General features: G+C 41.9%; 24 protein-coding genes. 20 read left to right on the top strand and 4 right to left on the bottom strand.

From position 1 onward, the window contains the following. The first annotated feature begins 77 nt into the window (after positions 1 to 77). Positions 78 to 1208, top strand: coding sequence for an ABC transporter ATP-binding protein (locus ACLNCV_RS01860; protein ID WP_000229945.1), 1131 nt, complete (start codon positions 78 to 80; stop codon positions 1206 to 1208). Positions 1209 to 1301: 93 nt separating this feature from the next. Here ACLNCV_RS01860 and ACLNCV_RS01855 read toward each other — a convergent pair whose 3' ends face one another. From ACLNCV_RS01855 to ACLNCV_RS01840, 4 genes are read right to left on the bottom strand one after another with little or no spacing between them, the layout of a single operon-like run. Then, positions 1302 to 1961, bottom strand: a complete 660-nt coding sequence (locus ACLNCV_RS01855; protein WP_000443889.1) for an amino acid ABC transporter permease — start codon at positions 1959 to 1961, stop codon at positions 1302 to 1304. 9 nt (positions 1962 to 1970) lie between these two features. Further along, entirely contained in the window at positions 1971 to 2648 is a 678-nt protein-coding gene (locus tag ACLNCV_RS01850) for an amino acid ABC transporter permease (RefSeq protein ID WP_000131137.1), read from the bottom strand. Positions 2649 to 2660: 12 nt separating this feature from the next. Then, positions 2661 to 3455, bottom strand: a complete 795-nt coding sequence (locus tag ACLNCV_RS01845) for a transporter substrate-binding domain-containing protein (RefSeq protein ID WP_214614871.1) — start codon at positions 3453 to 3455, stop codon at positions 2661 to 2663. A 10-nt stretch (positions 3456 to 3465) separates the two neighbouring features. Further along, positions 3466 to 4224 carry an amino acid ABC transporter ATP-binding protein gene (locus ACLNCV_RS01840; protein WP_001229569.1) on the bottom strand — a complete coding sequence of 253 codons (759 nt, stop codon included), beginning with the start codon at positions 4222 to 4224 and terminating at the stop codon, positions 3466 to 3468. Between the two features lie 176 nt (positions 4225 to 4400). Here ACLNCV_RS01840 and recJ point away from each other — a divergent pair, with 176 nt between their 5' ends. The 19 genes from recJ (at position 4401) to rplA (ending at position 24408) form a co-directional block, all read left to right on the top strand. Continuing rightward, positions 4401 to 6626 carry a single-stranded-DNA-specific exonuclease RecJ gene (gene recJ, locus ACLNCV_RS01835; RefSeq protein ID WP_424844812.1) on the top strand — a complete coding sequence of 742 codons (2226 nt, stop codon included), beginning with the start codon at positions 4401 to 4403 and terminating at the stop codon, positions 6624 to 6626. A 134-nt stretch (positions 6627 to 6760) separates the two neighbouring features. After that, a complete protein-coding gene (locus ACLNCV_RS01830) occupies positions 6761 to 7045 on the top strand; it encodes a DUF2695 domain-containing protein (protein ID WP_084925724.1) in 285 nt (94 codons plus the stop codon). Positions 7046 to 7269: 224 nt separating this feature from the next. Continuing rightward, positions 7270 to 8931, top strand: coding sequence for a ribonuclease J (locus tag ACLNCV_RS01825; protein WP_084886691.1), 1662 nt, complete (start codon positions 7270 to 7272; stop codon positions 8929 to 8931). Between the two features lie 68 nt (positions 8932 to 8999). Next, on the top strand, positions 9000 to 9779 hold the full coding sequence (locus ACLNCV_RS01820) for an alpha/beta hydrolase (RefSeq protein ID WP_049486691.1): 780 nt from the start codon (positions 9000 to 9002) through the stop codon (positions 9777 to 9779). 133 nt (positions 9780 to 9912) lie between these two features. Further along, complete coding sequence (locus ACLNCV_RS01815; RefSeq protein ID WP_424844811.1) at positions 9913 to 11133, top strand: aminoacyltransferase; 1221 nt, start codon at positions 9913 to 9915, stop codon at positions 11131 to 11133. Between the two features lie 4 nt (positions 11134 to 11137). Beyond that, positions 11138 to 12304 (top strand): aminoacyltransferase, encoded by a 1167-nt coding sequence (locus ACLNCV_RS01810; RefSeq protein ID WP_265476170.1) that lies wholly within the window; start codon positions 11138 to 11140, stop codon positions 12302 to 12304. A 78-nt stretch (positions 12305 to 12382) separates the two neighbouring features. Then, positions 12383 to 13084 (top strand): M57 family metalloprotease, encoded by a 702-nt coding sequence (locus tag ACLNCV_RS01805; RefSeq protein ID WP_424844810.1) that lies wholly within the window; start codon positions 12383 to 12385, stop codon positions 13082 to 13084. A gap of 38 nt (positions 13085 to 13122) precedes the next feature. Continuing rightward, positions 13123 to 14970 carry an excinuclease ABC subunit UvrC gene (uvrC, locus tag ACLNCV_RS01800; RefSeq protein WP_261126671.1) on the top strand — a complete coding sequence of 616 codons (1848 nt, stop codon included), beginning with the start codon at positions 13123 to 13125 and terminating at the stop codon, positions 14968 to 14970. Beyond that, the gene (locus ACLNCV_RS01795) at positions 14960 to 15814 is read left to right on the top strand and encodes a metallophosphoesterase family protein (protein WP_424844809.1); all 855 of its coding nucleotides are present in this window, start codon (positions 14960 to 14962) and stop codon (positions 15812 to 15814) included. The genes uvrC and ACLNCV_RS01795 overlap by 11 nt, the downstream gene beginning before the upstream one ends. 173 nt (positions 15815 to 15987) lie before the next feature. After that, the gene (locus ACLNCV_RS01790; RefSeq protein WP_000670165.1) at positions 15988 to 16593 is read left to right on the top strand and encodes a nitroreductase family protein; all 606 of its coding nucleotides are present in this window, start codon (positions 15988 to 15990) and stop codon (positions 16591 to 16593) included. Between the two features lie 13 nt (positions 16594 to 16606). Continuing rightward, the gene (pepV, locus tag ACLNCV_RS01785) at positions 16607 to 18007 is read left to right on the top strand and encodes a dipeptidase PepV (RefSeq protein ID WP_424844808.1); all 1401 of its coding nucleotides are present in this window, start codon (positions 16607 to 16609) and stop codon (positions 18005 to 18007) included. 53 nt (positions 18008 to 18060) lie between these two features. Then, on the top strand, positions 18061 to 18639 hold the full coding sequence (locus ACLNCV_RS01780) for a uracil-DNA glycosylase family protein (RefSeq protein ID WP_424844807.1): 579 nt from the start codon (positions 18061 to 18063) through the stop codon (positions 18637 to 18639). A 113-nt stretch (positions 18640 to 18752) separates the two neighbouring features. Further along, positions 18753 to 19040, top strand: a complete 288-nt coding sequence (locus ACLNCV_RS01775) for a rhodanese-like domain-containing protein (RefSeq protein WP_290111639.1) — start codon at positions 18753 to 18755, stop codon at positions 19038 to 19040. A gap of 170 nt (positions 19041 to 19210) precedes the next feature. Then, positions 19211 to 20536 carry a branched-chain amino acid transport system II carrier protein gene (brnQ, locus tag ACLNCV_RS01770; RefSeq protein ID WP_424844806.1) on the top strand — a complete coding sequence of 442 codons (1326 nt, stop codon included), beginning with the start codon at positions 19211 to 19213 and terminating at the stop codon, positions 20534 to 20536. Positions 20537 to 20739: 203 nt separating this feature from the next. Continuing rightward, on the top strand, positions 20740 to 21777 hold the full coding sequence (locus ACLNCV_RS01765) for a M42 family metallopeptidase (protein WP_049544829.1): 1038 nt from the start codon (positions 20740 to 20742) through the stop codon (positions 21775 to 21777). A 1-nt stretch (position 21778) separates the two neighbouring features. After that, positions 21779 to 22249 carry an HIT family protein gene (locus ACLNCV_RS01760; RefSeq protein ID WP_261100271.1) on the top strand — a complete coding sequence of 157 codons (471 nt, stop codon included), beginning with the start codon at positions 21779 to 21781 and terminating at the stop codon, positions 22247 to 22249. A 2-nt stretch (positions 22250 to 22251) separates the two neighbouring features. Then, complete coding sequence (gene ldcB, locus ACLNCV_RS01755) at positions 22252 to 22968, top strand: LD-carboxypeptidase LdcB/DacB (RefSeq protein ID WP_057525514.1); 717 nt, start codon at positions 22252 to 22254, stop codon at positions 22966 to 22968. A gap of 227 nt (positions 22969 to 23195) precedes the next feature. Beyond that, on the top strand, positions 23196 to 23621 hold the full coding sequence (gene rplK / locus ACLNCV_RS01750) for a 50S ribosomal protein L11 (protein ID WP_001085807.1): 426 nt from the start codon (positions 23196 to 23198) through the stop codon (positions 23619 to 23621). Between the two features lie 97 nt (positions 23622 to 23718). After that, the gene (gene rplA / locus ACLNCV_RS01745) at positions 23719 to 24408 is read left to right on the top strand and encodes a 50S ribosomal protein L1 (RefSeq protein ID WP_001085675.1); all 690 of its coding nucleotides are present in this window, start codon (positions 23719 to 23721) and stop codon (positions 24406 to 24408) included. Positions 24409 to 24535: the final 127 nt, after the last annotated feature.

The following is a 24535-nucleotide window of genomic DNA, read 5'->3' as shown; positions in this document are numbered from 1 at the left end:
TTTGGTCATCTTGCCATAGAAATGTAAAGCGTTTTCATCTATAATAAAACTATCAAAAGACAAAAGGAGTTCACCTCATGGTAGAATTGAATCTTAAAAATATTTACAAAAAATATCCAAACAGCGAACACTATTCAGTTGAAGACTTCAACTTGGACATCAAAGACAAAGAATTTATCGTTTTCGTAGGTCCTTCAGGATGTGGTAAATCAACAACTCTTCGTATGATCGCAGGTCTTGAAGACATCACAGAAGGTACTGCATCTATCGATGGCGTGGTTGTCAACGACGTAGCTCCAAAAGACCGTGATATCGCCATGGTATTCCAAAACTACGCTCTTTACCCACACATGACTGTTTATGACAACATGGCTTTCGGTTTGAAATTGCGTAAATACAGCAAGGAAGACATAGACAAACGTGTACAAGAAGCAGCAGCAATCCTTGGCTTGAAAGAATTCTTGGATCGTAAACCAGCTGACCTTTCAGGTGGTCAACGTCAACGTGTTGCCATGGGTCGTGCGATCGTACGTGATGCAAAAGTATTCTTGATGGACGAACCTTTGTCAAACTTGGATGCCAAACTTCGTGTATCGATGCGTGCTGAAATCGCTAAAATCCACCGTCGTATCGGAGCTACAACTATCTACGTAACTCACGACCAAACAGAAGCGATGACACTTGCAGACCGTATCGTTATCATGTCAGCAACTAAGAACCCTGCTGGTACAGGTACTATCGGACGTGTAGAACAAATCGGTACTCCTCAAGAAGTTTACAAAAACCCAGTTAACAAATTCGTAGCAGGATTCATCGGAAGCCCAGCTATGAACTTCATCAACGTGAAATTGGTTGGTAGCGAAATTGTTTCTGACGGTTTCCGTTTGAAAGTTCCAGAAGGAGCATTGAAAGTTCTTCGTGAAAAAGGCTACGAAGGTAAAGAATTGATCTTCGGTATCCGTCCAGAAGACGTGAATGCAGAACCTGCTTTCCTTGAAACATTCCCAGAATCAGTTGTCAAAGCAACTATCTCTGTATCAGAATTGCTTGGTTCAGAATCTCACCTTTACTGCCAAGTTGGTAAAGATGAATTTGTTGCTAAAGTTGATGCTCGTGACTACTTGCAAACAGGTGCAACAGTTGAACTTGGATTTGACTTGAACAAAGCACACTTCTTCGATGTAGAAACTGAAAAAACAGTTTACTAAGATGAATAAAACTCAAAACACTGCTAGAAATCTGGCAGTGTTTTTTGAGATTGCGTAGAAAAAACTCTCCAATGTCCTTGGAGAGCTAATTTGTTATTCTGCTGCTTGTTGCCAACGTTTTGCTAGCATATGGGACAGGCTAGAGATTGCTAGGTTAAAGCTGAAGTAGATGAGGGCAATCAGGATATAAAGACTGAAGACTTGCTCTGGTTCGAAATAACGGCCCATGAGAATTTGGCTGGCTCCAAAGAGCTCTTGTAGGGCGATAACAGAGTAGAGCAGGCTGGTATCCTTAATCACGGTTACAAACTGAGAAATGATGGCTGGAAGCATTTTACGGATAGCTTGTGGAAGAATGATGTGGTAGAGGATTTGCGCAGAGGTAAATCCTTGTGACATTCCTGCTTCGTATTGTCCCTTGTCTACAGCATTGAGGCCACCACGGATAATCTCAGCTAGGGCTGCTGAGGTAAAGAGGGTAAAGGCAGTGATTCCGGCTGGTGTGGATTTCATCTTGAACACCAAAAAGATGGTGAAAATCCAGAGGAGGTTGGGAACGTTACGTACAAATTCAATGTAAATGCTGGAAATAATACGCAAGACAGGATTTTTCCCATTTCTCATGACGGCTAGCACCGTTCCGATAAGGGTAGAGAGGACGATGGCAATCAGAGAAATATAGAGGGTCAAGCCAAATCCTTTAAAGATAAAGACTAGGTTATCTGGGGTCAAAACTTCTAAAATGGATTCCATAGTAACCTCCTAAAGTGAATAGGCTTTTTTGTTGGCTTGCTCCATCTTGCGACCAAACTGGGCAACAGGGAAGCAGAGAGAAAAGTAGAGAAGGGCAGCGCCTAAAAAGGCTGGAATGTAGTTTCCATTGAGAGCTGACCAAGACTTGGTCACAAACATCAAGTCCACTCCAGAGATGATAGCGACGGTGGAGGTGTTTTTGATGAGGTTGACGATTTGGTTGGTCAAAGGAGGGAGAATGATACGAAAGGCCTGAGGCAAGATAATCAAACGCATAGCACTGATATAGGTAAAACCTTGCGACAAGGCGGCCTCCATCTGACCGCTAGGAATAGACTGAATTCCTGAGCGAATCACCTCAGCGATATAGGCGCCGTGATAGAGTCCCACGCAGAGAACAGCTGTCCAATAAATCGGAATCATGATGATATGGTCACTGATAAGAGGTAGGCCATAAAAAACGATAACAAACTGCACCAAGAGGGGAGTATTTTGGTAAAATTCGACAAAGATGCGAGCCAAAATTCTCAATATCGGACGTTTACTGGTTGACATGGCTCCGAAGAAGATGCCCAAAACCATGGCTAGGATAAAGGATCCAATCGCTAGGGCAAGGGTGAAGAGGAAACCATTGAAAAATTGTCCAAAATCCTGAAAATAGGCTGTCCAAGATGATAAATCTGTCATGGGGTGTCCTCCTTAATCTGCGGTATGACTAGATGGTTTGAGCTTGTAACGGTCATAGAGTTTCTGCAAACTGCCATCCTTGCTCCATTTAGTAACCAAGTTATCGAGATAGTCGTTGAGTTCGGTATTTGATTTCTTGGTAACGATACCGTAGTTAGATGGCTTGAAACTATCATCTAGTAGTACTGTGCGTTTGCTGATGTAGCCAGACAGAATCGAGCGGTCAACGGAAAAGGCATCAATACGGTGAGCGTGTAAGGAAGTAATCAATTCTGGGTAGGAACCAAGTTCGACGAATTTAAAGGTCAGGCCTTTCTTTTTACCCAGTTCGGTAATCAGGCGTTGGGTAATGGAACCTTGGGCAACTCCGATGGTTTTTCCGTTTAAGTCCTCAATGCTTTTGATTTTGGCAGACTTATTGACCAAAAAGCCAGAGGCATCTGTGTAGTAAGGGCTGGTGAAGTTGTAGAGTTTTTTGCGTTCATCCGTGATAGTAAAGGTTGCGATATCCATATCGACCTGTTCATTGTCTAGAAGGGGGCCACGAGTTTGTGCGGTAACAGGTACATAGCGAACCTTGACCTTGAGCTCATCAGCTACCATTTTGGCCAAGTCGGTTTCGATACCGGAATAGGTCCCAGTCTTAGGATTCTTATAACCGAAATTGGGAACATCTTGTTTCACACCGACAACCAGCTCGCCTCTCTTTTGAATGTCTGCGATACTGGTATCAGCCTGAACTGGTTTTGCAGCAGCAAGGCCGAAAAGGCTAATCAATAATGCGGATAAAAAGAATTTCTTTTTCATAGGCGCCTCCTTATTTGACTTTGTCACTTTCGTGGTTGATGATTTTGCTGAGGAATTGTTGGGCACGAGGTTCGCTTGGATTGTCGAAAAAGTCATCAACATCTGTCGTATCTACCAAAACTTCTCCGTCAGCCATAAAGATGATGCGGTCCGCAACTTCACGGGCAAAGCCCATTTCATGGGTAACGACAATCATATTCATACCATCGTGGGCCAATTTTTGCATAACTGCCAGAACATCGCCGATGGTTTCAGGGTCTAGGGCAGATGTTGGCTCATCAAAGAGGAGGAGTTCCGGATGCATGGCAAGACCACGAGCGATGGCAATCCGTTGTTTTTGGCCACCAGATAGCATGGCTGGATAAGAATCTTTCTTGTCCCACATATTTACAAATTCCAGATATTTTTGGGCTGTCTTTTCAGCTTCTTTTTTATCAATTCCTAAAACTTTTATGGGTGCTAGTGTTACGTTTTCTAACACTGTTTTATGCGGATAGAGGTTAAAATGCTGGAAAACCATACCGACTTCCTTACGAAGAGGCACCAAATCTTTCTGGCTGGCACCAGCAACTTGGTGGCCATTTACTAGAAGACTTCCTTTGTCAACAGCCTCCAAACCATTGATGGTGCGAATCAGAGTGGATTTCCCAGAACCAGATGGTCCGAGTAGGACAACGACTTGTCCTTTTTCAAAACGGAGATTGATGTCGCGGAGTGCGTGGTAGTCTCCGTAATATTTTTCGACGTGTTCAAATTCTACTAAAGCCATAAGGAATCTCCTTTGTGTTAGATTTTATAACATGATTCTACACCAAAAAATTTGTCTTGTCAAATCATATCTGAAAAAATTCACTAAAATTTTATAAAAAAGCAATCTGGATAGAGAAAAAGCCTAAATCATGTTATAATGAAACGATAGAATTCTTAGAAAGAGTGGATGTCTTTTTGATAACACCTACTTATGAATGGCAGTTTGCCCCGCAAGTAGAAGATGCGGATTTTACAAAGATAGCCAAGAAGGCTGGATTGGGTCCTGAGGTGGCTCGGTTACTATTTGAGAGAGGGATTCAGGACCAAGAGAGTCTGAAGAAGTTTTTAGAACCTTCCTTGGAGGACTTGCATGACCCTTATCTACTCCATGATATGGATAAGGCAGTGGGACGGATTCGTCAGGCTATTGAAGAAGGGGAAAATATCCTCATTTATGGAGATTACGATGCGGATGGCATGACTTCAGCTTCGATTGTGAAGGAAAGTTTGGAACAGCTTGGCGCTGAGTGCCGGGTTTATCTGCCCAATCGTTTTACTGATGGCTATGGTCCAAATGCTAGTGTTTATAAATACTTTATCGAGCAAGAAGGGATTTCCTTGATTGTGACGGTGGACAATGGAGTTGCGGGTCACGAGGCTATTGAATTGGCCCAGTCTATGGGAGTAGATGTCATTGTGACCGACCATCATTCTATGCCTGAAACCTTACCAGATGCCTATGCTATTGTCCATCCTGAACATCCGGATGCGGACTATCCTTTCAAATATTTGGCTGGTTGTGGAGTAGCTTTTAAGCTGGCTTGTGCCCTTTTAGAGGAAGTACAAGTGGAATTGCTTGATTTGGTTGCTATTGGTACCATTGCGGATATGGTGAGTTTGACAGATGAGAATCGTATCTTGGTTCAGTATGGTCTGGAAATGTCGGGACACACTCAGCGTATTGGTCTACAAGAAATGCTAGACATGGCTGGGATTGCTGCCAATGAAGTGACAGAAGAAACGATTGGTTTCCAGATTGCCCCTCGTTTGAATGCCTTGGGTCGCTTGGACGATCCTAATCCTGCCATTGATTTGCTGACTGGGTTTGACGACGAGGAAGCTCACGAGATTTCCCTTATGATTCACCAGAAAAACGAAGAGCGCAAGGAAATCGTCCAGTCTATCTATGAAGAAGCTAAGACCATGGTGGACCCTGAGAAGAAGGTCCAAGTCTTGGCTAAGGAAGGCTGGAATCCTGGGGTTTTAGGAATCGTAGCTGGTCGTTTGTTGGAAGAATTGGGACAGACAGTCATTGTTCTCAATATAGAAGACGGTCGTGCTAAGGGCAGTGCTCGTAGTGTGGAAGCGGTCGATATTTTTGAGGCTCTGGATCCTCATCGAGACCTCTTCATCGCATTTGGCGGCCATGCTGGTGCGGCTGGAATGACGCTGGAAGTGGAGAAACTCTCAGATTTATCTCAGGTTTTGGAAGATTATGTCCGTGAAAAAGGCGCGGATGCTGGTGGCAAGAACAAGTTAAATCTAGATGAAGAACTGGATTTGGAGACACTTAGCTTGGAAACGGTCAAAAGTTTTGAACGTTTGGCACCTTTTGGCATGGACAATCAGAAACCTATCTTTTATATCAAGGATTTTCAGGTCGAAAGTGCCCGTACTATGGGGGCAGGTAATGCCCATCTCAAGCTGAAAATTTCCAAAGGTGAGGCGAGTTTTGAAGTGGTAGCCTTTGGCCAAGGCAGATGGGCGACAGAGTTTTCTCAAACCAAGAATCTAGAGCTGGCAGTCAAATTGTCTGTCAACCAATGGAATGGCCAAACTGCCCTCCAGTTGATGATGGTGGATGCGCGTGTGGAGGGTGTTCAACTTTTTAACATCCGTGGGAAGAATGCAGTCTTGCCAGAAGGAGTTCCAGTCTTGGATTTTGCTGGAGAACTGCCAAATCTGGCGGATAGTGAAGCTGTTATCGTAAAAACCGTTCCTGAGGATATTACTCAGCTGAAGACCATTTTTCAGGAACAAAATTTCTCTGCTGTCTATTTCAAGAATGATATTGATAAGGCCTACTATCTGACAGGGTATGGGACTAGAGAACAGTTTGCCAAATTGTACAAGACTATCTACCAGTTCCCAGAGTTTGATATTCGCTACAAGCTGAAGGATTTGGCTACTTATCTCAATATCCAACAAATCTTGCTGGTCAAGATGATTCAAGTATTTGAAGAGCTAGGCTTTGTGACAATCAAAGATGGTGTCATGACAGTCAATAAAGAGGCACCAAAGCGAGAGATAGGAGAAAGTCAAATTTACCAAAATCTCAAACAAACCGTCAAAGACCAAGAAATGATGGCTCTTGGAACAGTTCAGGAAATCTATGATTTCTTAATGGAAAAAAGTGAATAGAGATAGAAAGAGTTGGTTTGCTGACTCTTTTTATATTCATGAATAAGCTCCAATTGGAGTCGGTTTTGTGTTATAATGAGGAAAGAGGACTAGTTGGCAGATAAACTGGTCAAAGGAAATCCTAGAGGTGTCAAATGGATAAGCTGAAGAAAAAGAGATTACGAGCGGACTATAAAAAGCAAGAAAGACAAAAATTCGAAGAAAGTTTGCCCCTGTCAAGGGAGCTCTTTTTTGACTTGTTTGACTTTTTGGATGTAGAGCTTGAATATCAAGCTTGTCAAGACGATTTTTTATTAACACAAACATTTCTAGAAGAGCACAATGTGGATGTCGAAACAGTTAGAGACTTTTTAGAAACAAATGGAGCCTACTGTGACTGCGAAGTGCTATTCAATGTCGCGGAAAGATTTGAAGAGTGACAGGAAGCTAGTCAGAAAACATTCTTTTGAGGAGCTTGTAGTTCTCACTTGTTTGTGCATTTGAGAAGAGTTATTTATAGTTCTTTAACTGGAAACCTTCATTTTGAAAATCATCAAAAAAATGGTATAATAGTAGGAAAAGATTCGGCTAAAAGTAATAGTGCTTTTAGAATAAAAGGGTAAGTAACCCTATAATCAAGATAAACTAAGATTTTGGAGGAAAAATGAGTAATATTAGTTTAACAACACTTGGTGGTGTACGTGAAAATGGGAAAAATATGTACATTGCTGAAATTGGAGAGTCCATTTTTGTTTTGAATGTAGGGTTAAAATATCCCGAAAATGAACAATTAGGGGTTGATGTGGTGATTCCAAAGATGGATTACCTTTTTGAAAATAGCGACCGTATTGCTGGGGTTTTCTTGACCCACGGGCATGCGGATGCCATTGGTGCTCTGCCTTATCTCTTGACAGAGGCTAAAGTTCCTGTATTTGGGTCTGAGTTGACCATTGAGTTGGCCAAACTCTTTGTCAAAGGAAATGATGCCGTTAAGGAATTTAATGATTTCCATGTCATTGATGAGAATACGGAGATTGATTTTGGTGGGACAGTGGTTTCCTTCTTCCCTACGACTTACTCCGTTCCAGAGAGCCTGGGAATTGTCTTGAAGACAGCTGAAGGTAGCATCGTTTATACAGGTGACTTCAAATTTGACCAGACAGCTAGTGAATCCTATGCGACAGACTTCGCTCGTTTGGCAGAAATCGGTCGTGACGGCGTCCTGGCTCTCCTCAGTGATTCGGCCAATGCGGACAGCAATATTCAGGTGGCTAGTGAAAGTGAAGTTAGGGATGAAATTACCCAAACCATTGCTGACTGGGAAGGTCGTATCATCGTTGCAGCTGTTTCCAGTAACCTTTCTCGTATCCAGCAGATTTTTGATGCTGCGGATAAAACAGGTCGACGTATTGTCTTGACAGGATTTGATATTGAAAATATCGTCCGCACAGCGATTCGTCTCAAGAAGTTGTCTTTAGCCAACGAAATTCTCTTGATTAAGCCGAAAGATATGTCTCGCTTTGAAGACCATGAGTTGATTATTCTTGAGACAGGTCGTATGGGTGAACCTATCAATGGACTTCGTAAGATGTCGATTGGTCGCCATCGTTATGTAGAAATCAAGGATGGGGACCTGGTCTATATTGCTACGGCTCCGTCTATTGCTAAAGAAGCCTTCGTTGCGCGTGTGGAAAACATGATTTACCAAGCTGGAGGGGTTGTCAAACTGATCACTCAAAGCTTGCGTGTGTCAGGGCATGGAAATGCGCGTGATTTGCAGCTGATGATCAATCTCTTGCAACCCAAGTATCTCTTCCCGATTCAAGGAGAATACCGTGAGTTGGATGCCCATGCTAAGGCTGCTATGGCCGTCGGGATGCTGCCAGAACGCATTTTCATTCCTAAAAAGGGAACCAGCATGGCTTATGAGAATGGAGACTTTGTCCCAGCTGGAGCGGTTTCAGCAGGGGATGTCTTGATTGATGGAAATGCCATTGGGGATGTTGGAAATGTGGTTCTTCGTGACCGTAAGGTCTTGTCAGAGGATGGTATTTTCATCGTCGCAATTACCGTTAACCGTCGTGAGAAGAAAATTGTAGCCAAGGCTCGTGTTCACACGCGTGGATTTGTTTATCTCAAGAAGAGTCGCGATATTCTCCGTGAAAGTTCCGAATTGATTAACCAGACGGTAGAAGACTATCTTCAAGGAGATGACTTTGACTGGGCAGATCTCAAAGGGAAGGTTCGTGATAATCTTACCAAGTATCTCTTTGACCAAACCAAACGTCGTCCAGCTATTTTACCAGTAGTCATGGAAGCAAAATAATCGTTGAAATAAACAGAGAGAAAGTCGAATTTCGGCTTTTTCTTATCGGAAAATAGAAGGAGAAAATCATGGCAGTAATGAAAATTGAGTATTACTCACAAGTTTTGGATATGGAGTGGGGAGTGAATGTTCTTTACCCCGATGCCAATCGAGTGGAAGAACCAGATTGTAAAGATATTCCCGTCTTGTACCTCTTGCACGGGATGTCTGGCAACCATAATAGCTGGCTCAAGCGGACCAATGTAGAACGCTTGCTTCGAGGAACCAATCTCATCGTTGTCATGCCTAATACCAGCAATGGTTGGTACACCGATACCCAGTATGGTTTTGACTATTACACAGCTCTAGCAGAAGAATTGCCACAGGTTTTGAAACGCTTCTTCCCTAATATGACCAGCAAGCGTGAAAAGACCTTTATCGCTGGTCTATCTATGGGAGGTTACGGCTGTTTTAAACTGGCTCTTGCTACAAATCGTTTTTCTCATGCAGCTAGTTTTTCAGGTGCCCTTAGCTTTCAAGATTTTTCTCCTGAAAGCCAAGATTTGGGAACACCAGCTTATTGGAGAGGTGTTTTTGGAGAGATTAAAGACTGGACAACTAGTCCTTATTCTCTTGAAAGTCTGGCTAAAAAATCTGATAAAAAGACCAAGCTTTGGGCTTGGTGTGGGGAGCAGGATTTCTTGTACGAAGCCAATAATCTCGCAGTGAAAAATCTCAAAAAACTGGGATTTGATGTGACCTATAGCCATAGTGCTGGAACTCACGAATGGTACTACTGGGAAAAACAATTGGAACGGTTCTTAGCAACCCTACCAATCGATTTCAAATTAGAAGAGAGATTAAGCTAGCTTAGTTTGTGTTACTCTTTCAATAACCATGTCTTCTATGGAATAGAAACTAAAATATGTTTTTACTAGACTTTCTAAACAAAAATAGTAGAATAGTAGTTAAATTCTATTATTGTTGGAAAGAGAGTAAGAGATGTATCGTTATCAAATTGGCATTCCCGCATTAGAATATGATCAGTTTGTCAAAGACCATGAATTAGGCAATGTATTACAAAGTAGTGCTTGGGAAGAAGTTAAGTCTGATTGGCAACATGAGAAGTTTGGTGTTTACAGGGAAGAAAAATTACTGGCGACAGCTAGTATTTTGATTAGAACTCTTCCGCTAGGCTATAGAATGTTTTATATCCCAAGAGGTCCTGTTTTAGATTATAAGGATGCTGAACTCTTGAACTTTGTTCTTCAATCCATTAAGTCCTATGCTCGAAGCAAGAGAGCGATTTTTGTGATTTTTGACCCAAGTATTTGCCTATCGCAAAGTTCAATCAAGCATGAAAAAATAGAATATCCTGAAAATATGGCTATTATTGAAAATTTGCAAAGAATGGGAGTAAGGTGGTCAGGAAAGACCGATGGAATGGGAGATACCATTCAGCCTCGTATTCAGGCAAAAGTATACAAGGAAAATTTTACAGAAGATAAACTTTGCAAGTCAACAAAACAAGCTATTCGATCCGCTCGAAATAAGGGTGTAGAGATTCAGATTGGTAGAGATGAATTGTTAGAATCTTTCTCGTTTTTGATGAAAAAAACTGAGAAGCGAAAAGATATCCATTTGAGGAATGAAGCCTATTATAAAAAATTGTTAGATAATTTTAAGGACAAGGCCTATATCACCTTGGCAACCTTGGATGTTTCTAAACGTTCGCAAGAATTAGAAGAACAGTTAGCGAAAAACAGAGCCTTGGAAGAGACCTTTACTGAGTCGACTCGAACTTCAAAAGTAGAAGCGCAGAAGAAGGAAAAAGAACGTTTGTTAGAGGAATTGACTTTCCTGCAGGAATATATGGATGCAGGTCAAGCAAGAGTTCCTTTAGCAGCTACCTTGACTTTAGAATTCGGACAAACTTCTGTCAATCTATACGCAGGAATGGATGAAGATTTTAGACGTTATAAAGCTCCTATTTTGACTTGGTATGAGACAGCTCGATATTCCTTTGAACGTGGCATTTTATGGCAAAATTTAGGAGGCGTCGAGAATGCTTTAGATGGTGGACTCTATCGTTTTAAAGCTAATTTTAATCCAACGATCGAAGAATACTTGGGTGAATTTACAATGCCTACCCATCCTCTCTATCCTCTGTTAAGACTTGCTCTTGATTTCCGTAAAACATTAAGAAAAAAACATAGAAAGTAAGTATATGGCACTAATTACACTCACGAAAGAAGAGTTTCAGGCTTATTCTGATCAGGTTTCTTCTCGTTCCTTTATGCAATCGGTCCAGATGGGGGACTTGTTAGAAAAAAGAGGAGCTCGAATTGTTTATCTAGCTTTGAAACAAGAAGGAGAAATTCAAGTTGCAGCTCTGGTTTATAGCTTGCCCATGCTGGGTGGTCTGCATATGGAGCTCAATTCGGGGCCGATTTATACCCAACAAGATGCTCTTCCAGTTTTTTATGCGGAGTTAAAAGAATATGCCAAGCAAAATGGTGTATTAGAGTTGCTTGTAAAACCTTATGAAACTTATCAAACTTTTGATAGCCAAGGTAATCCAATAGATGCTGAGAAAAAAAGTATTATTCAAGGTTTAACTGATTTAGGTTATCAATTTGATGGATTGACGACAGGGTATCCTAATGGAGAAGTCAGCTGGCATTACATCAAAGATTTGCAAGATTATGATGCTGTTTCCTTATTGAAATCTTTTAATAAAAATAGTATTCGCAACATTCAATCAGCTTTTGATTTTAATCTTCTTGTTCGAAATGCAGAACGGGAAGAAATTCCAATATTCAAAAAAATTATCGAAGAAACAGGTAAAAGACAAGGTTTTGAGGATAAGAATTTAGATTATTACATTAAATTGTATGATATGTTTGGAGATAGGGCGGATTTTCTAATTGCTGAAGTCAATCCGCAACAGTCTATAGATGCTTTAAATGTGAAGATGGCTAGTCTTGACAAGAAGTCGAAACAATTTCACCAGCAATACCAAGCTTTGCAAAAGAAAAAAGATTTTCTAACTAGTTTGGATAGTGAGTCTAGCAATGTTGCTCTAGCTTGTGCTTTAATAATCTACACAAATACAGAGGCAACCTACTTATTTGGGGGGTCGTACGCAGAGTATCAGAAGTTCTCAGCTCCATTTTTACTTCAATATCATGCGATGAAGCAGACAATGCAACGAAATATCCATCAATACAACTTCCTAGGTATTCAAGGGATTTTTGATGGTAGTGATGGTGTTTTACGTTTTAAACAAAATTTTAATGGTTATATTGTACGTAAAGCAGGAACTTTCCGTTATTATCCATCTCCCATAAAATATAAAGCTATTCAGTTACTTAAAAAAATATTAGGACGCTAAGATAAGAAAATCGGTCTTTAGCTTTCTTTCAGCTTGTTTTAGTAAAATAGTCTTCATTTGCTAGAAAGGTGGAGGGACATGCGCTGGATTTTTCGTTTGATAGGGGCTTTCTTTTCTTTTGTGTGGCGTTTGTTTTGGCGCCTGGTTTGGATAGTCGTGCTCTTATGTGCTCTTGCTTTCGGTCTTCTCTGGTATCTGAACGGTGATTTTCAAGGAGCGCTAAAGCAAGCAGAGCGGTCAGTAAAAATTGGTCAACAAAGTATCGACCAATGGGAAAAAACAGGGCAACTGCCTAAGTTGAACCAGACAGATAGCCACCAACACTCTGAAGGAAGGTGGCCGCAGGCTTCTGCTCGTATTTACCTAGATCCGCAGATGGATTCACGCTTTCAAGAAGCTTATGTAGAAGCGATTCAGAATTGGAATCAAACGGGTGCTTTTAATTTTGAAATCGTGACTGAGGCCAGCAAGGCAGATATCTTGGCTACGGAGATGAATGACGGAGGTACTCCTGTGGCAGGAGAGGCAGAAAGTCAGACCAATCTCTTGACGGGGCAATTCTTGTCTGTCACGGTACGGTTGAATCACTATTATCTGTCCAATCCTAACTATGGCTATTCCTATGAGCGCATTGTCCATATGGCAGAACATGAGTTGGGTCATGCGATTGGCTTGGACCATACAGATGAAAAGTCTGTCATGCAACCTGCGGGTTCCTTTTATGGTATCCAGGAAGTGGATGTTGCAAACCTTCGAAAAATATATGAGACTAGTGAGTAGGGAACAATCTTTCCCTACTTTTTTGCTATAATGGAACTATGAATAACTTGATTAAATCAAAACTAGAACTCTTGCCGACCAGCCCTGGTTGCTACATTCACAAGGATAAAAACGGTACCATTATCTATGTAGGAAAGGCTAAAAATCTGCGTAATCGCGTGAGGTCTTATTTCCGTGGAAGTCATGATACCAAAACAGAGGCCTTGGTGTCTGAAATTGTAGATTTTGAATTTATCGTTACTGAGTCTAATATTGAGGCACTTCTCCTAGAAATCAACCTGATCAAGGAAAACAAGCCCAAGTACAATATCATGCTCAAGGATGATAAGTCCTATCCTTTCATCAAAATCACCAATGAGCGCTATCCTCGCTTGATTATCACCCGACAGGTCAAAAAGGACGGAGGTCTCTACTTTGGACCTTATCCAGATGTGGGAGCAGCCAATGAAATCAAGCGGTTGTTGGATCGGATTTTCCCTTTTCGCAAGTGTACCAATCCACCGTCTAAGGTTTGCTTTTATTACCATATCGGCCAGTGTATGGCCCACACCATATGTAATAAAGATGAGGCTTATTTCAAGTCCATGGCTCAGGAGGTTTCTGATTTTCTGAAAGGGCAGGATAACAAAATCATTGATGACCTAAAGGGAAAAATGGCAGCGGCAGCTCAGACTATGGAATTTGAACGTGCGGCGGAATACCGTGACCTAATTCAGGCCATTGGAACGCTTCGAACCAAGCAACGGGTTATGGCCAAGGATCTCCAAAATCGGGATGTCTTTGGCTACTATGTGGACAAGGGCTGGATGTGTGTCCAGGTTTTCTTTGTCCGTCAGGGAAAACTCATTGAGCGGGATGTCAATCTCTTTCCCTATTACAATGATCCGGATGAGGACTTTCTAACCTATGTAGGACAATTCTATCAAGAAAAATCTCATCTAGTTCCCAATGAGGTGCTGATTCCGCAGGATATTGACGAAGAAGCTGTCAAGGCTTTGGTAGACACCAAGATTGTCAAACCCCAGCGTGGAGAGAAAAAGCAACTGGTCAATTTGGCTATAAAGAATGCTCGAGTCAGTCTAGAGCAGAAATTCAACCTGCTAGAGAAATCTGTCGAAAAGACACAAGGAGCTATTGAAAATCTAGGACGCTTGCTCCAAATCCCGACCCCGGTTCGCATTGAGTCCTTCGATAACTCCAACATCATGGGGACCAGTCCTGTTTCAGCCATGGTGGTCTTTGTCAACGGCAAACCAAGTAAGAAAGATTACCGTAAGTATAAAATCAAGACCGTAGTCGGGCCAGACGACTATGCCAGTATGAGAGAAGTCATTCGCAGGCGCTATGGTCGAGTACAGCGTGACGGTTTGACTCCTCCAGATTTGATTGTCATTGATGGGGGACAAGGTCAAGTCAATATTGCCAAGCAAGTCATCCAAGAAGAACTGGGCTTGGATATCCCCATTGCAGGTCTGCAAAAGAATGACAAGCACCAAACCCATGAATTGCTCTTTGGAGATCCGCTTGAGGTGGTGGAGTTGTCTCGCAATTCTCAGGAATTTTTCCTTCTCCAACGCATCCAAGATGAGGTGCACCGCTTTGCTATCACTTTCCATCGCCAACTGCGCTCTAAGAACTCCTTTTCATCACAATTGGATGGAATTGAAGGGCTGGGACCTAAACGCAAGCAAAATCTTATGAAGCATTTCAAGTCTCTGACCAAAATCAAGGAAGCCAGTGTGGATGAGATTGTCGAAGTTGGAGTACCAAGAGCAGTAGCAGAGGCTGTGCAGAGGAAGTTGAACCCGCAGGAAGCAGAAGCCTTAGCTCAAGTTGCGGAAGAACAAGTAGATTATCAAACAGAAGGAGAACACAATGAATTATAAAATCGCAATTTTATCAGATATTCATGGAAATACGACAGCTTTAGAAGCAGTGATTGCAGATGCTAAAAATCAAGGAGTCAGTGAATACTGGCTTCTGGGAGATATTTTTCTTCCCGGTCCAGGTGCAAGTGACTTGGTAGCCCTGCTAAAGGACCTTCCTATCACAGCCAGTGTTCGAGGCAATTGGGATGATTGTGTCCTTGAGGCCTTGGATGGTGAATACGGTTTGGAAGATCCACAAGAAATCCAGTCAATGCGAATGACTCAGTTTTTGATGGAGCGAATGGATCCTGCAACGATTGTCTGGCTACGAAGCTTGCCTTTGCTGGAAAAGAAAGAAATTGACGGATTGCGCTTTTCTATCTCTCATAATTTGCCAAATAAGAACTATGGTGGGGACCTACTGGTTGGGAATGATACAGATAAATTTGACCAACTGCTAGATGCGGAAACGGACGTGGCAGTTTATGGTCATGTTCACAAGCAGTTGCTTCGTTATGGAAGTCAAGGGCAACAAATCATCAATCCAGGGTCGATTGGCATGCCCTATTTTAATTGGGAGGCGTTAAAAAATCACCGTGCCCAGTATGCCGTGATAGAAGTTGAAGATGGGGAATTGGTAAATATCCTATTTCGTAAAGTCGCTTATGATTATGAAGCGGAGTTAGAACTGGCCAAGTCCAAGGGACTTCCCTTTATCGAAATGTATGAAGAGCTACGAAGAGAAGACAACTATCAGGGGCACAATCTGGAACTCTTAGCCAGCTTAATAGAAAAGCATGGGTATGTAGAGGATGTGAAGAATTTCTTGGAGGCTATAAAGTCAGAATATAAGATAGACTAGTTTCTTTAAGTAACTGAAAATTAATTGGAACTGGATGATGGGATTCCTGATTTAAATGGTTTTCTTCATTCGGTTGCTTATCCTTGTTCCAGTTTGTTTCTATGAAAAATCTCTGCAAGCTCTTTCAAATTATGGTAGAATGGAAGCAGTAGAATTAGAAAAGGAAATCGATTATGAAATTTCTTGAATTAAATAAAAAACGTCATGCGACCAAGCATTTCACTGATAAGCCGGTGGATCCTAAAGATGTGCGTACGGCTATCGAAATTGCAACCTTGGCACCAAGTGCCCACAATAGCCAGCCTTGGAAATTTGTGGTGGTACGTGAGAAAAATGCTGAATTGGCAAAATTGGCTTACGGTTCGAACTTTGAACAGGTATCATCAGCGCCTGTAACCATTGCCTTGTTTACAGATACAGATCTTGCTAAACGTGCTCGTAAGATTGCCCGAGTTGGTGGTGCTAATAACTTTTCTGAAGAGCAACTTCAATACTTCATGAAAAATTTGCCAGCTGAATTTGCCCGTTACAATGAACAACAGGTCAGTGACTACCTAGCCCTCAATGCAGGTTTGGTTGCTATGAACTTGGTTCTTGCATTGACAGACCAAGGAATTGGATCAAATCTGATTCTTGGATTTGATAAATCAAAAGTTAATGAAGTTTTGGACGTCGAAGACCGTTTCCGCCCAGAACTTTTGATTACAGTAGGTTACACAGACGAAAAATTGGAACCAAGCTACCGCTTGCCAGTAGATGAAATCATCGAGAAAAGATAGAAAGAAGAAAAAAATGACAGCAATTGATTTTACAGCAGAAGTAGAAAAACGCAAAGAAGCCCTCTTGGCTGACTTATTTAGCCTTTTGGAAATCAACTCAGAACGTGATGACAGCAAGGCTGATGCTGAGCATCCATTTGGACCTGGTCCAGTAAAAGCCTTGGAAAAATTCCTTGAAATTGCAGACCGTGATGGCTATCCAACTAAGAATGTCGACAATTATGCAGGACATTTTGAGTTTGGTGAAGGAGAAGAAGTTCTCGGAATCTTTGCCCACATGGATGTGGTTCCAGCTGGTAGCGGTTGGGACACAGACCCTTACACACCAACTATCAAGGACGGTTGCCTTTATGCGCGTGGGGCTTCGGACGACAAGGGTCCTACAACAGCTTGTTACTATGGCTTGAAAATCATCAAAGAACTAGGCCTTCCAACGTCTAAGAAAGTCCGCTTCATCGTCGGAACAGACGAAGAATCAGGCTGGGCAGATATGGACTACTACTTTGAGCACGTAGGACTTGCCAAGCCAGACTTTGGTTTCTCTCCAGACGCTGAGTTCCCTATCATCAACGGTGAAAAAGGAAATATTACTGAATACCTCCACTTTGCAGGAGAAAATACAGGTGTAGCCCGTCTTCACAGCTTTACAGGTGGTTTACGTGAAAACATGGTGCCTGAATCAGCAACAGCAGTCGTTTCAGGTGATTTGGCTGACTTGCAAGCTAAACTAGATGCCTTTGTTGCAGAACACAAACTCAGAGGAGAATTCCAAGAAGAAAACGGTCAGTATAAGGTGACTGTAATTGGTAAATCAGCTCATGGTGCTATGCCTGCTTCAGGTGTCAATGGTGCAACTTACCTTGCCCTCTTCCTTAGTCAGTTCGACTTTGCTGGTCCAGCCAAAGATTACCTTGACATCGCTGGTAAAATTCTCTTGAACGACCATGAGGGTGAAAATCTCAAGATTGATCATGTGGATGAAAAGATGGGTGCTCTTTCTATGAATGCAGGCGTCTTCCGCTTCGATGAAACAAGCGCTGATAATACCATTGCCCTTAATATCCGTTATCCAAAAGGAACAAGTCCAGAGCAAATCAAGTCAATCCTTGAAAAATTGCCAGTTGCTTCTGTTAGCCTTTCTGAGCACGGTCACACCCCTCACTATGTGCCAATGGAAGATCCACTTGTGCAAACCTTGTTGAATGTTTATGAAAAACAAACTGGTCTTAAAGGTCACGAGCAAGTCATCGGTGGTGGAACCTTTGGTCGTTTGCTCGAACGCGGAGTTGCCTACGGTGCTATGTTCCCAGACTCGATTGATACCATGCACCAAGCCAATGAATTTATCGCCTTGGATGATCTTTTCCGAGCAGCAGCAATCTATGCCGAAGCTATTTACGAATTGATCAAATAAAACGATAGAAGTCTGAGATTGTATGCTTAGACTTCTTTTTGGAGGGAAAGTAGATGTCTCAAATTGAAAGAATCAAGCAGGCTATTATGGCAGATCCGCAGAATGCTACCTATACAAAGCGTGGCATTGAGCCTCTCTTTGCAGCGCCAAAGACTGCTTGCATCAATATCATCGGTCAAGCGCCTGGTCTTAAAACCCAAGAAGCAGGCCTTTACTGGAAGGACAAAAGTGGCGATCGTTTGCGGGACTGGCTCGGTGTGGATGAAGATACCTTTTACAATTCAGGCTATTTTGCTGTTTTGCCTATGGATTTCTACTTTCCAGGGCATGGCAAGTCAGGTGACCTGCCACCGAGAACTGGCTTTGCAGAAAAATGGCATCCGCAGATCTTGCAAGAATTGCCCGATATTCAGTTGACCCTTTTGATTGGCCAGTATGCCCAAGCCTACTATTTACAAGAGAAAATCAGTGGCAAGGTAACAGAACGAGTAAAACATTACCAGAACTACTTGCCAACCTATTTTCCACTAGTTCACCCCTCACCGCGAAATCAAATCTGGATGGCCAAAAATCCTTGGTTTGAGTCAGAAGTGGTGCCAGATTTGAAAAAAAGAATTAAAACCATTTTATAGTCAATGAAAATCAAAGAGCAAACTAGGAAGCTAGCCGCAGGCTGTACTTGAGTACGGTAAGGCGACGCTGACGTGGTTTGAAGAGATTTTCGAAGAGTATTAGGAGAAAAAGAATGAAAGAAATAACCTTTGACGCATTTTACCAGCTTTACCAAAACGACCAACTTTCTCTAGTGGACGTGAGAGAAGTGGATGAGTTTGAAGCTCTTCATTTAGAAGGTGCTCAGAATCTTCCTCTGAGTCAATTAGCTGATACTTATGATCAATTGGACAAGGAACAGTTACATTATGTTATTTGTAAATCTGGAATGAGATCGGCGCGTGCTTGCCAATTCTTATCAGAACAAGGTTATGAGGTTATCAATGTCCAAGGTGGCATGATGGCCTTTGAAGAACTGTAAACATTAGAATTTCTCCTACTTGGTGTGGAATGGGTAGGAGAATTTTATTTTTAGACAATTCTCATTTTTGAGAATCTTGAAAACATTCAATATTTACTTCGTGATACTTTTTTCATACTCCTATTCATGATATACTAGGTCAGTATTTTATAAATATGAAGGAGATTTTCATGGCTAAAAAAGGTGCCCTAACAGGTTTACTCCTGTTTGGAATATTTTTTGGTGCGGGGAACTTGATTTTTCCGCCTTCTCTAGGTGCTCTATCTGGAGAACATTTTCTTCCTGCCATCGCAGGTTTTGTCTTTTCAGGCGTCGGTATCGCCGTCTTGACTCTGATTATTGGAACGCTCAATCCTAAAGGATATATCTACGAGATTTCAACAAAGATAGCGCCTTGGTTTGCGACTCTTTACCTCTCAGTTCTTTACTTGTCAATCGGTCCATTCTTTGCTATCCCACGTACTGCTACAACAGCTTACGAAGTAGGGATTAGCCCCCTTTTGTCGGATGCAAATAAAGGTCTTGGTTTGATTGTCTTTACGGTTCTTTATTTTGTGGCAGCCTATTTGATTTCGCTTAATCCATCAAAAATCTTAGACCGTATTGGTCGTATTTTAACACCAGTCTTTGCGATTTTGATTGTTATCTTGGTTGTCCTAGGAGCTATCAAATACGGTGGCACAAGTCCTCAAGCTGCTTCAGCTGCTTATCAAGCTTCTGCTTTTGGTACAGGTTTCCTAGAAGGTTATAATACCTTGGATGCTCTTGCCTCAGTTGCCTTCAGTGTAATCGCAGTTCAAACCTTGAAACAACTTGGCTTCTCAAGTAAGAAAGAATACATTTCAACTATTTGGGTGGTTGGTATCGTTGTTGCCCTTGCCTTCAGCGCTCTATACATCGGTTTAGGTTTCCTTGGAAATCATTTCCCAGTACCAGCTGAAGCGATGAAGGGTGGAACACCAGGTGTTTACATCTTGTCACAAGCCACTCAAGAAATTTTTGGCTCAACAGCTCAACTCTTCCTTGCAGCTATGGTTACTGTAACCTGCTTCACAACAACAGTTGGTTTGATTGTGTCAACAGCTGAGTTCTTTAATGAGCGCTTCCCACAAATCAGCTACAAGGTTTATGCGACAGCCTTTACCTTGATTGGATTTGCCATTGCCAATTTGGGTCTTGATGCGATTATCAAGTACTCAATCCCTGTACTGGTTATCTTGTACCCAATCACGATTGCTATCGTTATGATTGTCATTGTCAACAAATTTGTGGCTCTTTCAAAACCAGGTATGCAGTTGACAATTGCTGTTGTTACAGCCATTGCCATTGCAAGCGTATTAGGAAGCTCATTTAAGGTTGAGTTTCTTGCGAATCTTGTCAACGCTCTTCCTTTTGCCAAGGCATCTCTCCCATGGTTGGTACCAGCCATTGTCGGAATCTTGCTCTCATTGGTTCTACCAAACAAGCAAGAAAGTGATATTTTTGAAATGGAATAATCACTAATACTCTTCGAAAATCAAATTCAAACCGCGTCAACGTCGCCTTGTCGTACTCAAGTACAGCCTGCGGCTAGTTTCCTAGTTTGCTCTTTGATTTTCATTGAGTATAAAATCACTTTTGTAGCCAAGTCTACAAGAGTGATTTTCTTTTTTTATCCGATGATAAATGTGTTATAATAGGTAGCAAAAGAGGTGAAGAAATGAATCAAACAGTAGAATATATCAAAGAACTGACAGCCATTGCGTCGCCAACGGGCTTCACTCGGGAGATTTCGGACTATTTAGTCAATACTCTAGAAGGTTTTGGTTACCAGCCGGTTCGCACAGCTAAGGGCGGTGTCAATGTGACCATCAAAGGTCAAAATGATGAAGAGCATCGCTATGTGACTGCCCATGTAGATACGCTGGGTGCTATTGTCCGTGCTGTTAAACCAGACGGCCGTCTCAAACTGGATCGTATCGGTGGCTTTCCTTGGAACATGATTGAAGGTGAAAACTGTACCGTTCATGTGGCTAGCACAGGTCAAAAGGTATCAGGAACCATCCTTATCCACCAAACTTCTTGCCATGTTTATAAGGATGCAGGAACTGCAGAACGCACGCAAGACAATATGGAAGTGCGTTTGGATGCAAAAGTAACCAATGAAAAAGAAACTCGTGCCTTGGGGATTGAAGTTGGTGATTTCATCAGCTTTGATCCACGAACCGTCGTGACAGAGACAGGTTTTATCAAGTCTCGTCATTTGGACGATAAGGTCAGCGCAGCGATTTTGCTTAACCTGCTTCGTGTTTATAAGGAAGAGAAGATTGAATTGCCAGTAACAACTCATTTTGCTTTTTCAGTCTTTGAAGAAGTGGGGCACGGTGCTAACTCTAATATCCCTGCTCAGGTAGTAGAATATCTGGCTGTGGATATGGGAGCTATGGGAGATGACCAGCAGACAGATGAGTACACAGTATCCATTTGTGTCAAGGATGCTTCAGGTCCTTATCACTATGACTTCCGTCAACACTTGGTTGCCTTGGCTAAAGAACAAGATATTCCATTTAAGCTGGATATCTATCCATTTTATGGTTCGGACGCATCAGCAGCTATGTCTGCAGGGGCAGAAGTCAAACACGCCCTTCTCGGTGCTGGTATCGAGTCTAGTCATTCTTATGAGCGTACTCATATTGACTCGGTGGTCGCAACGGAACGAATGGTTGATGCTTATCTTAAGAGCGCGTTGGTAGACTAATATGTGCCTTATTTGCCAGAGAATTGAGCTCATCAAGAAGGGAGAAAATCCCTATTTTGTCAAAGAGTTGGAAACAGGCTATCTTGTGATCGGTGACCACCAGTATTTTGCAGGCTATAGTCTCTTTCTAGCCAAGGAACATGTCACCGAATTGCACCATTTGAAAAAGGAGACAAGACTCCGTTTTCTAGAGGAAATGAGTTTGGTGCAAGAGGCAGTTGCCAAGACCTTTACTGCTGAGAAAATGAATATCGAACTGCTAGGAAATGGTGATGCCCATCTCCACTGGCATCTTTTTCCTAGACGAACAGGTGATATGAATGGTCACGGTCTCAATGGACGTGGACCAGTCTGGTGGGTTCCCTTTGAAGAAATGATAGCAGAAACCTGCCAAGCAAAATCGGATGAGATTAAACAATTAGTCAAACGTTTATCGTCAGAAGTAGATAAACTATTAGAAATAAAGGAGTAGAAATGAAAAAAAGATACCTAGTCTTGACAGCCTTGCTAGCCTTGAGTCTAGCAGCTTGTTCACAAGAAAAAGCAAAAAATGAAGATGGCGCAGCTAAGACAGAACAAACAGCTAAAGCTGATGGAACAGTCGGAAGTAAGTCTCAAGGAGCTGCCCAGAAAAAAGCAGAAGTGGTTAATAAAGGAGACTACTACAGCATCCAAGGGAAATACGATGAAATCATCGTAGCAAATAAACATTATCCTTTGTCGAAAGACTATAATCCAGGGGAAAATCCAACAGCCAAGGCTGAGTTGGTCAAACTCATTAAAGCTATGCAAGAGGCAGGTTTCCCAATTAGTGATCATTATAGTGGTTTTAGAAGTTATGAAACTCAGACCAAGCTCTATCAAGATTATGTCAACCAAGATGGGAAGGCAGCAGCTGACCGCTATTCTGCCCGACCTGGCTATAGTGAACACCAAACTGGTTTGGCATTTGATGTTATTGGAACTGATGGTGATTTGGTAACAGAAGAAAAAGCAGCCCAATGGCTCTTGGACCATGCGGCTGATTATGGCTTTGTTGTCCGTTATCTCAAAGGTAAAGAAAAAGAAACAGGCTATATGGCTGAAGAATGGCACCTTCGTTATGTCGGAAAAGAAGCCAAAGAAATAGCTGCCAGTGGTCTCAGTTTGGAAGAATACTACGGCTTTGAAGGCGGAGATTACGTCGATTAATACTCTTCGAAAATCTCTTCAAACCACGTCAGCGTCGCCTTGCCGTACTCAAGTACAGCCTGCGGCTAGCTTCCTAGTTTGCTTTTTGATTTTCATTGAGTATAAAAAATAAACTTTTCTCTTGCAATTCTAGATAAATAGTGTATAATAGATGAGTATGTGTAAAGCATGCTTGTGGGAGGTAAAAATCTTTAATTACCGCCAAAACCACAAAGGAGGATTTAAAAATGGCTAAAAAAGTCGAAAAACTTGTAAAATTGCAAATCCCTGCTGGTAAAGCTACACCAGCTCCACCGGTTGGACCTGCTCTTGGTCAAGCTGGTATCAACATCATGGGATTCACAAAAGAGTTCAACGCTCGTACAGCTGACCAAGCTGGTATGATCATTCCAGTTGTTATCTCAGTTTACGAAGATAAATCATTTACTTTCATCACTAAAACACCACCAGCTGCTGTTCTTTTGAAAAAAGCTGCAGGTGTTGAAAAAGGATCAGGTACACCTAACAAAACTAAAGTTGCTACAGTTACTCGTGCACAAGTACAAGAAATTGCAGAAACTAAGATGCCAGATTTGAACGCAGCAAACGTAGAGTCTGCAATGCGTATGATCGAAGGTACTGCTCGTTCTATGGGATTCACTGTTGTTGACTAATCAATAACACCCCCAATATAACCCGCAAGACTTCATCATTTCGAGAAGTGACGTGGGAGATGAAAATCGATTGAACCACTTACAAGGAGAATAGAAAATGGCTAAAAAAAGCAAACAACTTCGTGCTGCTCTTGAGAAAATCGACAGCACAAAAGCATACAGCGTAGAAGAAGCTGTAGCACTTGCAAAAGAAACTAACTTTGCAAAATTTGACGCAACTGTAGAAGTTGCTTACAACTTGAACATCGACGTTAAAAAAGCTGACCAACAAATCCGTGGAGCAATGGTATTGCCAAACGGTACTGGTAAAACTTCACGCGTTCTTGTTTTCGCGCGTGGTGCAAAAGCTGAAGAAGCAAAAGCTGCTGGTGCAGACTTTGTTGGTGAAGATGACCTTGTTGCTAAAATCAACGACGGTTGGTTGGACTTCGACGTAGTTATCGCTACACCTGACATGATGGCTCTTGTTGGACGTCTTGGACGTGTCCTTGGACCACGTAACTTGATGCCAAACCCTAAAACTGGTACTGTAACAATGGATGTTGCTAAAGCGGTTGAAGAGTCTAAAGGTGGTAAAATCACTTACCGTGCTGACCGTGCAGGTAACGTTCAAGCAATCATCGGTAAAGTATCATTTGAAGCTGAAAAATTGGTTGAAAACTTCAAAGCTTTCAACGAAACAATCCAAAAAGCAAAACCAGCTACAGCTAAAGGAACTTACGTAACAAACTTGACTATCACAACTACTCAAGGTGTTGGTATCAAAGTTGACGTAAACTCACTTTAATCAGTAGTTTATATCAGAGAACGAGTGCGAAAGTGCTCGTTTTTTTGTCTTTAGTTATTGATTCTAAAGAATCGATGTGGCTTCATTCGTTTTTTCTTTTATGATTTAGTAGAAAAAATAATTAAAA

It is taken from the genome of Streptococcus sp. CL5.50, assembly GCF_049738015.1.
In the GTDB taxonomy this organism is placed as follows: domain Bacteria; phylum Bacillota; class Bacilli; order Lactobacillales; family Streptococcaceae; genus Streptococcus; species Streptococcus mitis_CA.
Note: the sequence above shows the minus strand (reverse complement) of the source record. Positions and strands in the feature narration are given on the sequence as shown.

What these genes read in the sequence shown, in the direction of transcription:
- ACLNCV_RS01775 (WP_290111639.1), top strand. Translation starts at nt 18,753, where the DNA reads ATGAAAGAAATAACCTTTGACGCATTTTACCAGCTTTACCAAAACGAC.
- ACLNCV_RS01760 (WP_261100271.1), top strand. Translation starts at nt 21,779, where the DNA reads ATGTGCCTTATTTGCCAGAGAATTGAGCTCATCAAGAAGGGAGAAAAT.
- ACLNCV_RS01855 (WP_000443889.1), bottom strand. Translation starts at nt 1,961, where the DNA reads ATGGAATCCATTTTAGAAGTTTTGACCCCAGATAACCTAGTCTTTATC.
- ACLNCV_RS01825 (WP_084886691.1), top strand. Translation starts at nt 7,270, where the DNA reads ATGAGTAATATTAGTTTAACAACACTTGGTGGTGTACGTGAAAATGGG.
- ACLNCV_RS01820 (WP_049486691.1), top strand. Translation starts at nt 9,000, where the DNA reads ATGGCAGTAATGAAAATTGAGTATTACTCACAAGTTTTGGATATGGAG.
- ACLNCV_RS01840 (WP_001229569.1), bottom strand. Translation starts at nt 4,224, where the DNA reads ATGGCTTTAGTAGAATTTGAACACGTCGAAAAATATTACGGAGACTAC.
- brnQ (WP_424844806.1), top strand. Translation starts at nt 19,211, where the DNA reads ATGGCTAAAAAAGGTGCCCTAACAGGTTTACTCCTGTTTGGAATATTT.
- ACLNCV_RS01815 (WP_424844811.1), top strand. Translation starts at nt 9,913, where the DNA reads ATGTATCGTTATCAAATTGGCATTCCCGCATTAGAATATGATCAGTTT.
- pepV (WP_424844808.1), top strand. Translation starts at nt 16,607, where the DNA reads ATGACAGCAATTGATTTTACAGCAGAAGTAGAAAAACGCAAAGAAGCC.
- ACLNCV_RS01765 (WP_049544829.1), top strand. Translation starts at nt 20,740, where the DNA reads ATGAATCAAACAGTAGAATATATCAAAGAACTGACAGCCATTGCGTCG.
- ACLNCV_RS01805 (WP_424844810.1), top strand. Translation starts at nt 12,383, where the DNA reads ATGCGCTGGATTTTTCGTTTGATAGGGGCTTTCTTTTCTTTTGTGTGG.
- ACLNCV_RS01860 (WP_000229945.1), top strand. Translation starts at nt 78, where the DNA reads ATGGTAGAATTGAATCTTAAAAATATTTACAAAAAATATCCAAACAGC.
- ACLNCV_RS01780 (WP_424844807.1), top strand. Translation starts at nt 18,061, where the DNA reads ATGTCTCAAATTGAAAGAATCAAGCAGGCTATTATGGCAGATCCGCAG.
- rplK (WP_001085807.1), top strand. Translation starts at nt 23,196, where the DNA reads ATGGCTAAAAAAGTCGAAAAACTTGTAAAATTGCAAATCCCTGCTGGT.
- uvrC (WP_261126671.1), top strand. Translation starts at nt 13,123, where the DNA reads ATGAATAACTTGATTAAATCAAAACTAGAACTCTTGCCGACCAGCCCT.
- ACLNCV_RS01850 (WP_000131137.1), bottom strand. Translation starts at nt 2,648, where the DNA reads ATGACAGATTTATCATCTTGGACAGCCTATTTTCAGGATTTTGGACAA.
- ACLNCV_RS01845 (WP_214614871.1), bottom strand. Translation starts at nt 3,455, where the DNA reads ATGAAAAAGAAATTCTTTTTATCCGCATTATTGATTAGCCTTTTCGGC.
- ACLNCV_RS01795 (WP_424844809.1), top strand. Translation starts at nt 14,960, where the DNA reads ATGAATTATAAAATCGCAATTTTATCAGATATTCATGGAAATACGACA.
- ACLNCV_RS01810 (WP_265476170.1), top strand. Translation starts at nt 11,138, where the DNA reads ATGGCACTAATTACACTCACGAAAGAAGAGTTTCAGGCTTATTCTGAT.
- ldcB (WP_057525514.1), top strand. Translation starts at nt 22,252, where the DNA reads ATGAAAAAAAGATACCTAGTCTTGACAGCCTTGCTAGCCTTGAGTCTA.
- rplA (WP_001085675.1), top strand. Translation starts at nt 23,719, where the DNA reads ATGGCTAAAAAAAGCAAACAACTTCGTGCTGCTCTTGAGAAAATCGAC.
- ACLNCV_RS01830 (WP_084925724.1), top strand. Translation starts at nt 6,761, where the DNA reads ATGGATAAGCTGAAGAAAAAGAGATTACGAGCGGACTATAAAAAGCAA.
- ACLNCV_RS01790 (WP_000670165.1), top strand. Translation starts at nt 15,988, where the DNA reads ATGAAATTTCTTGAATTAAATAAAAAACGTCATGCGACCAAGCATTTC.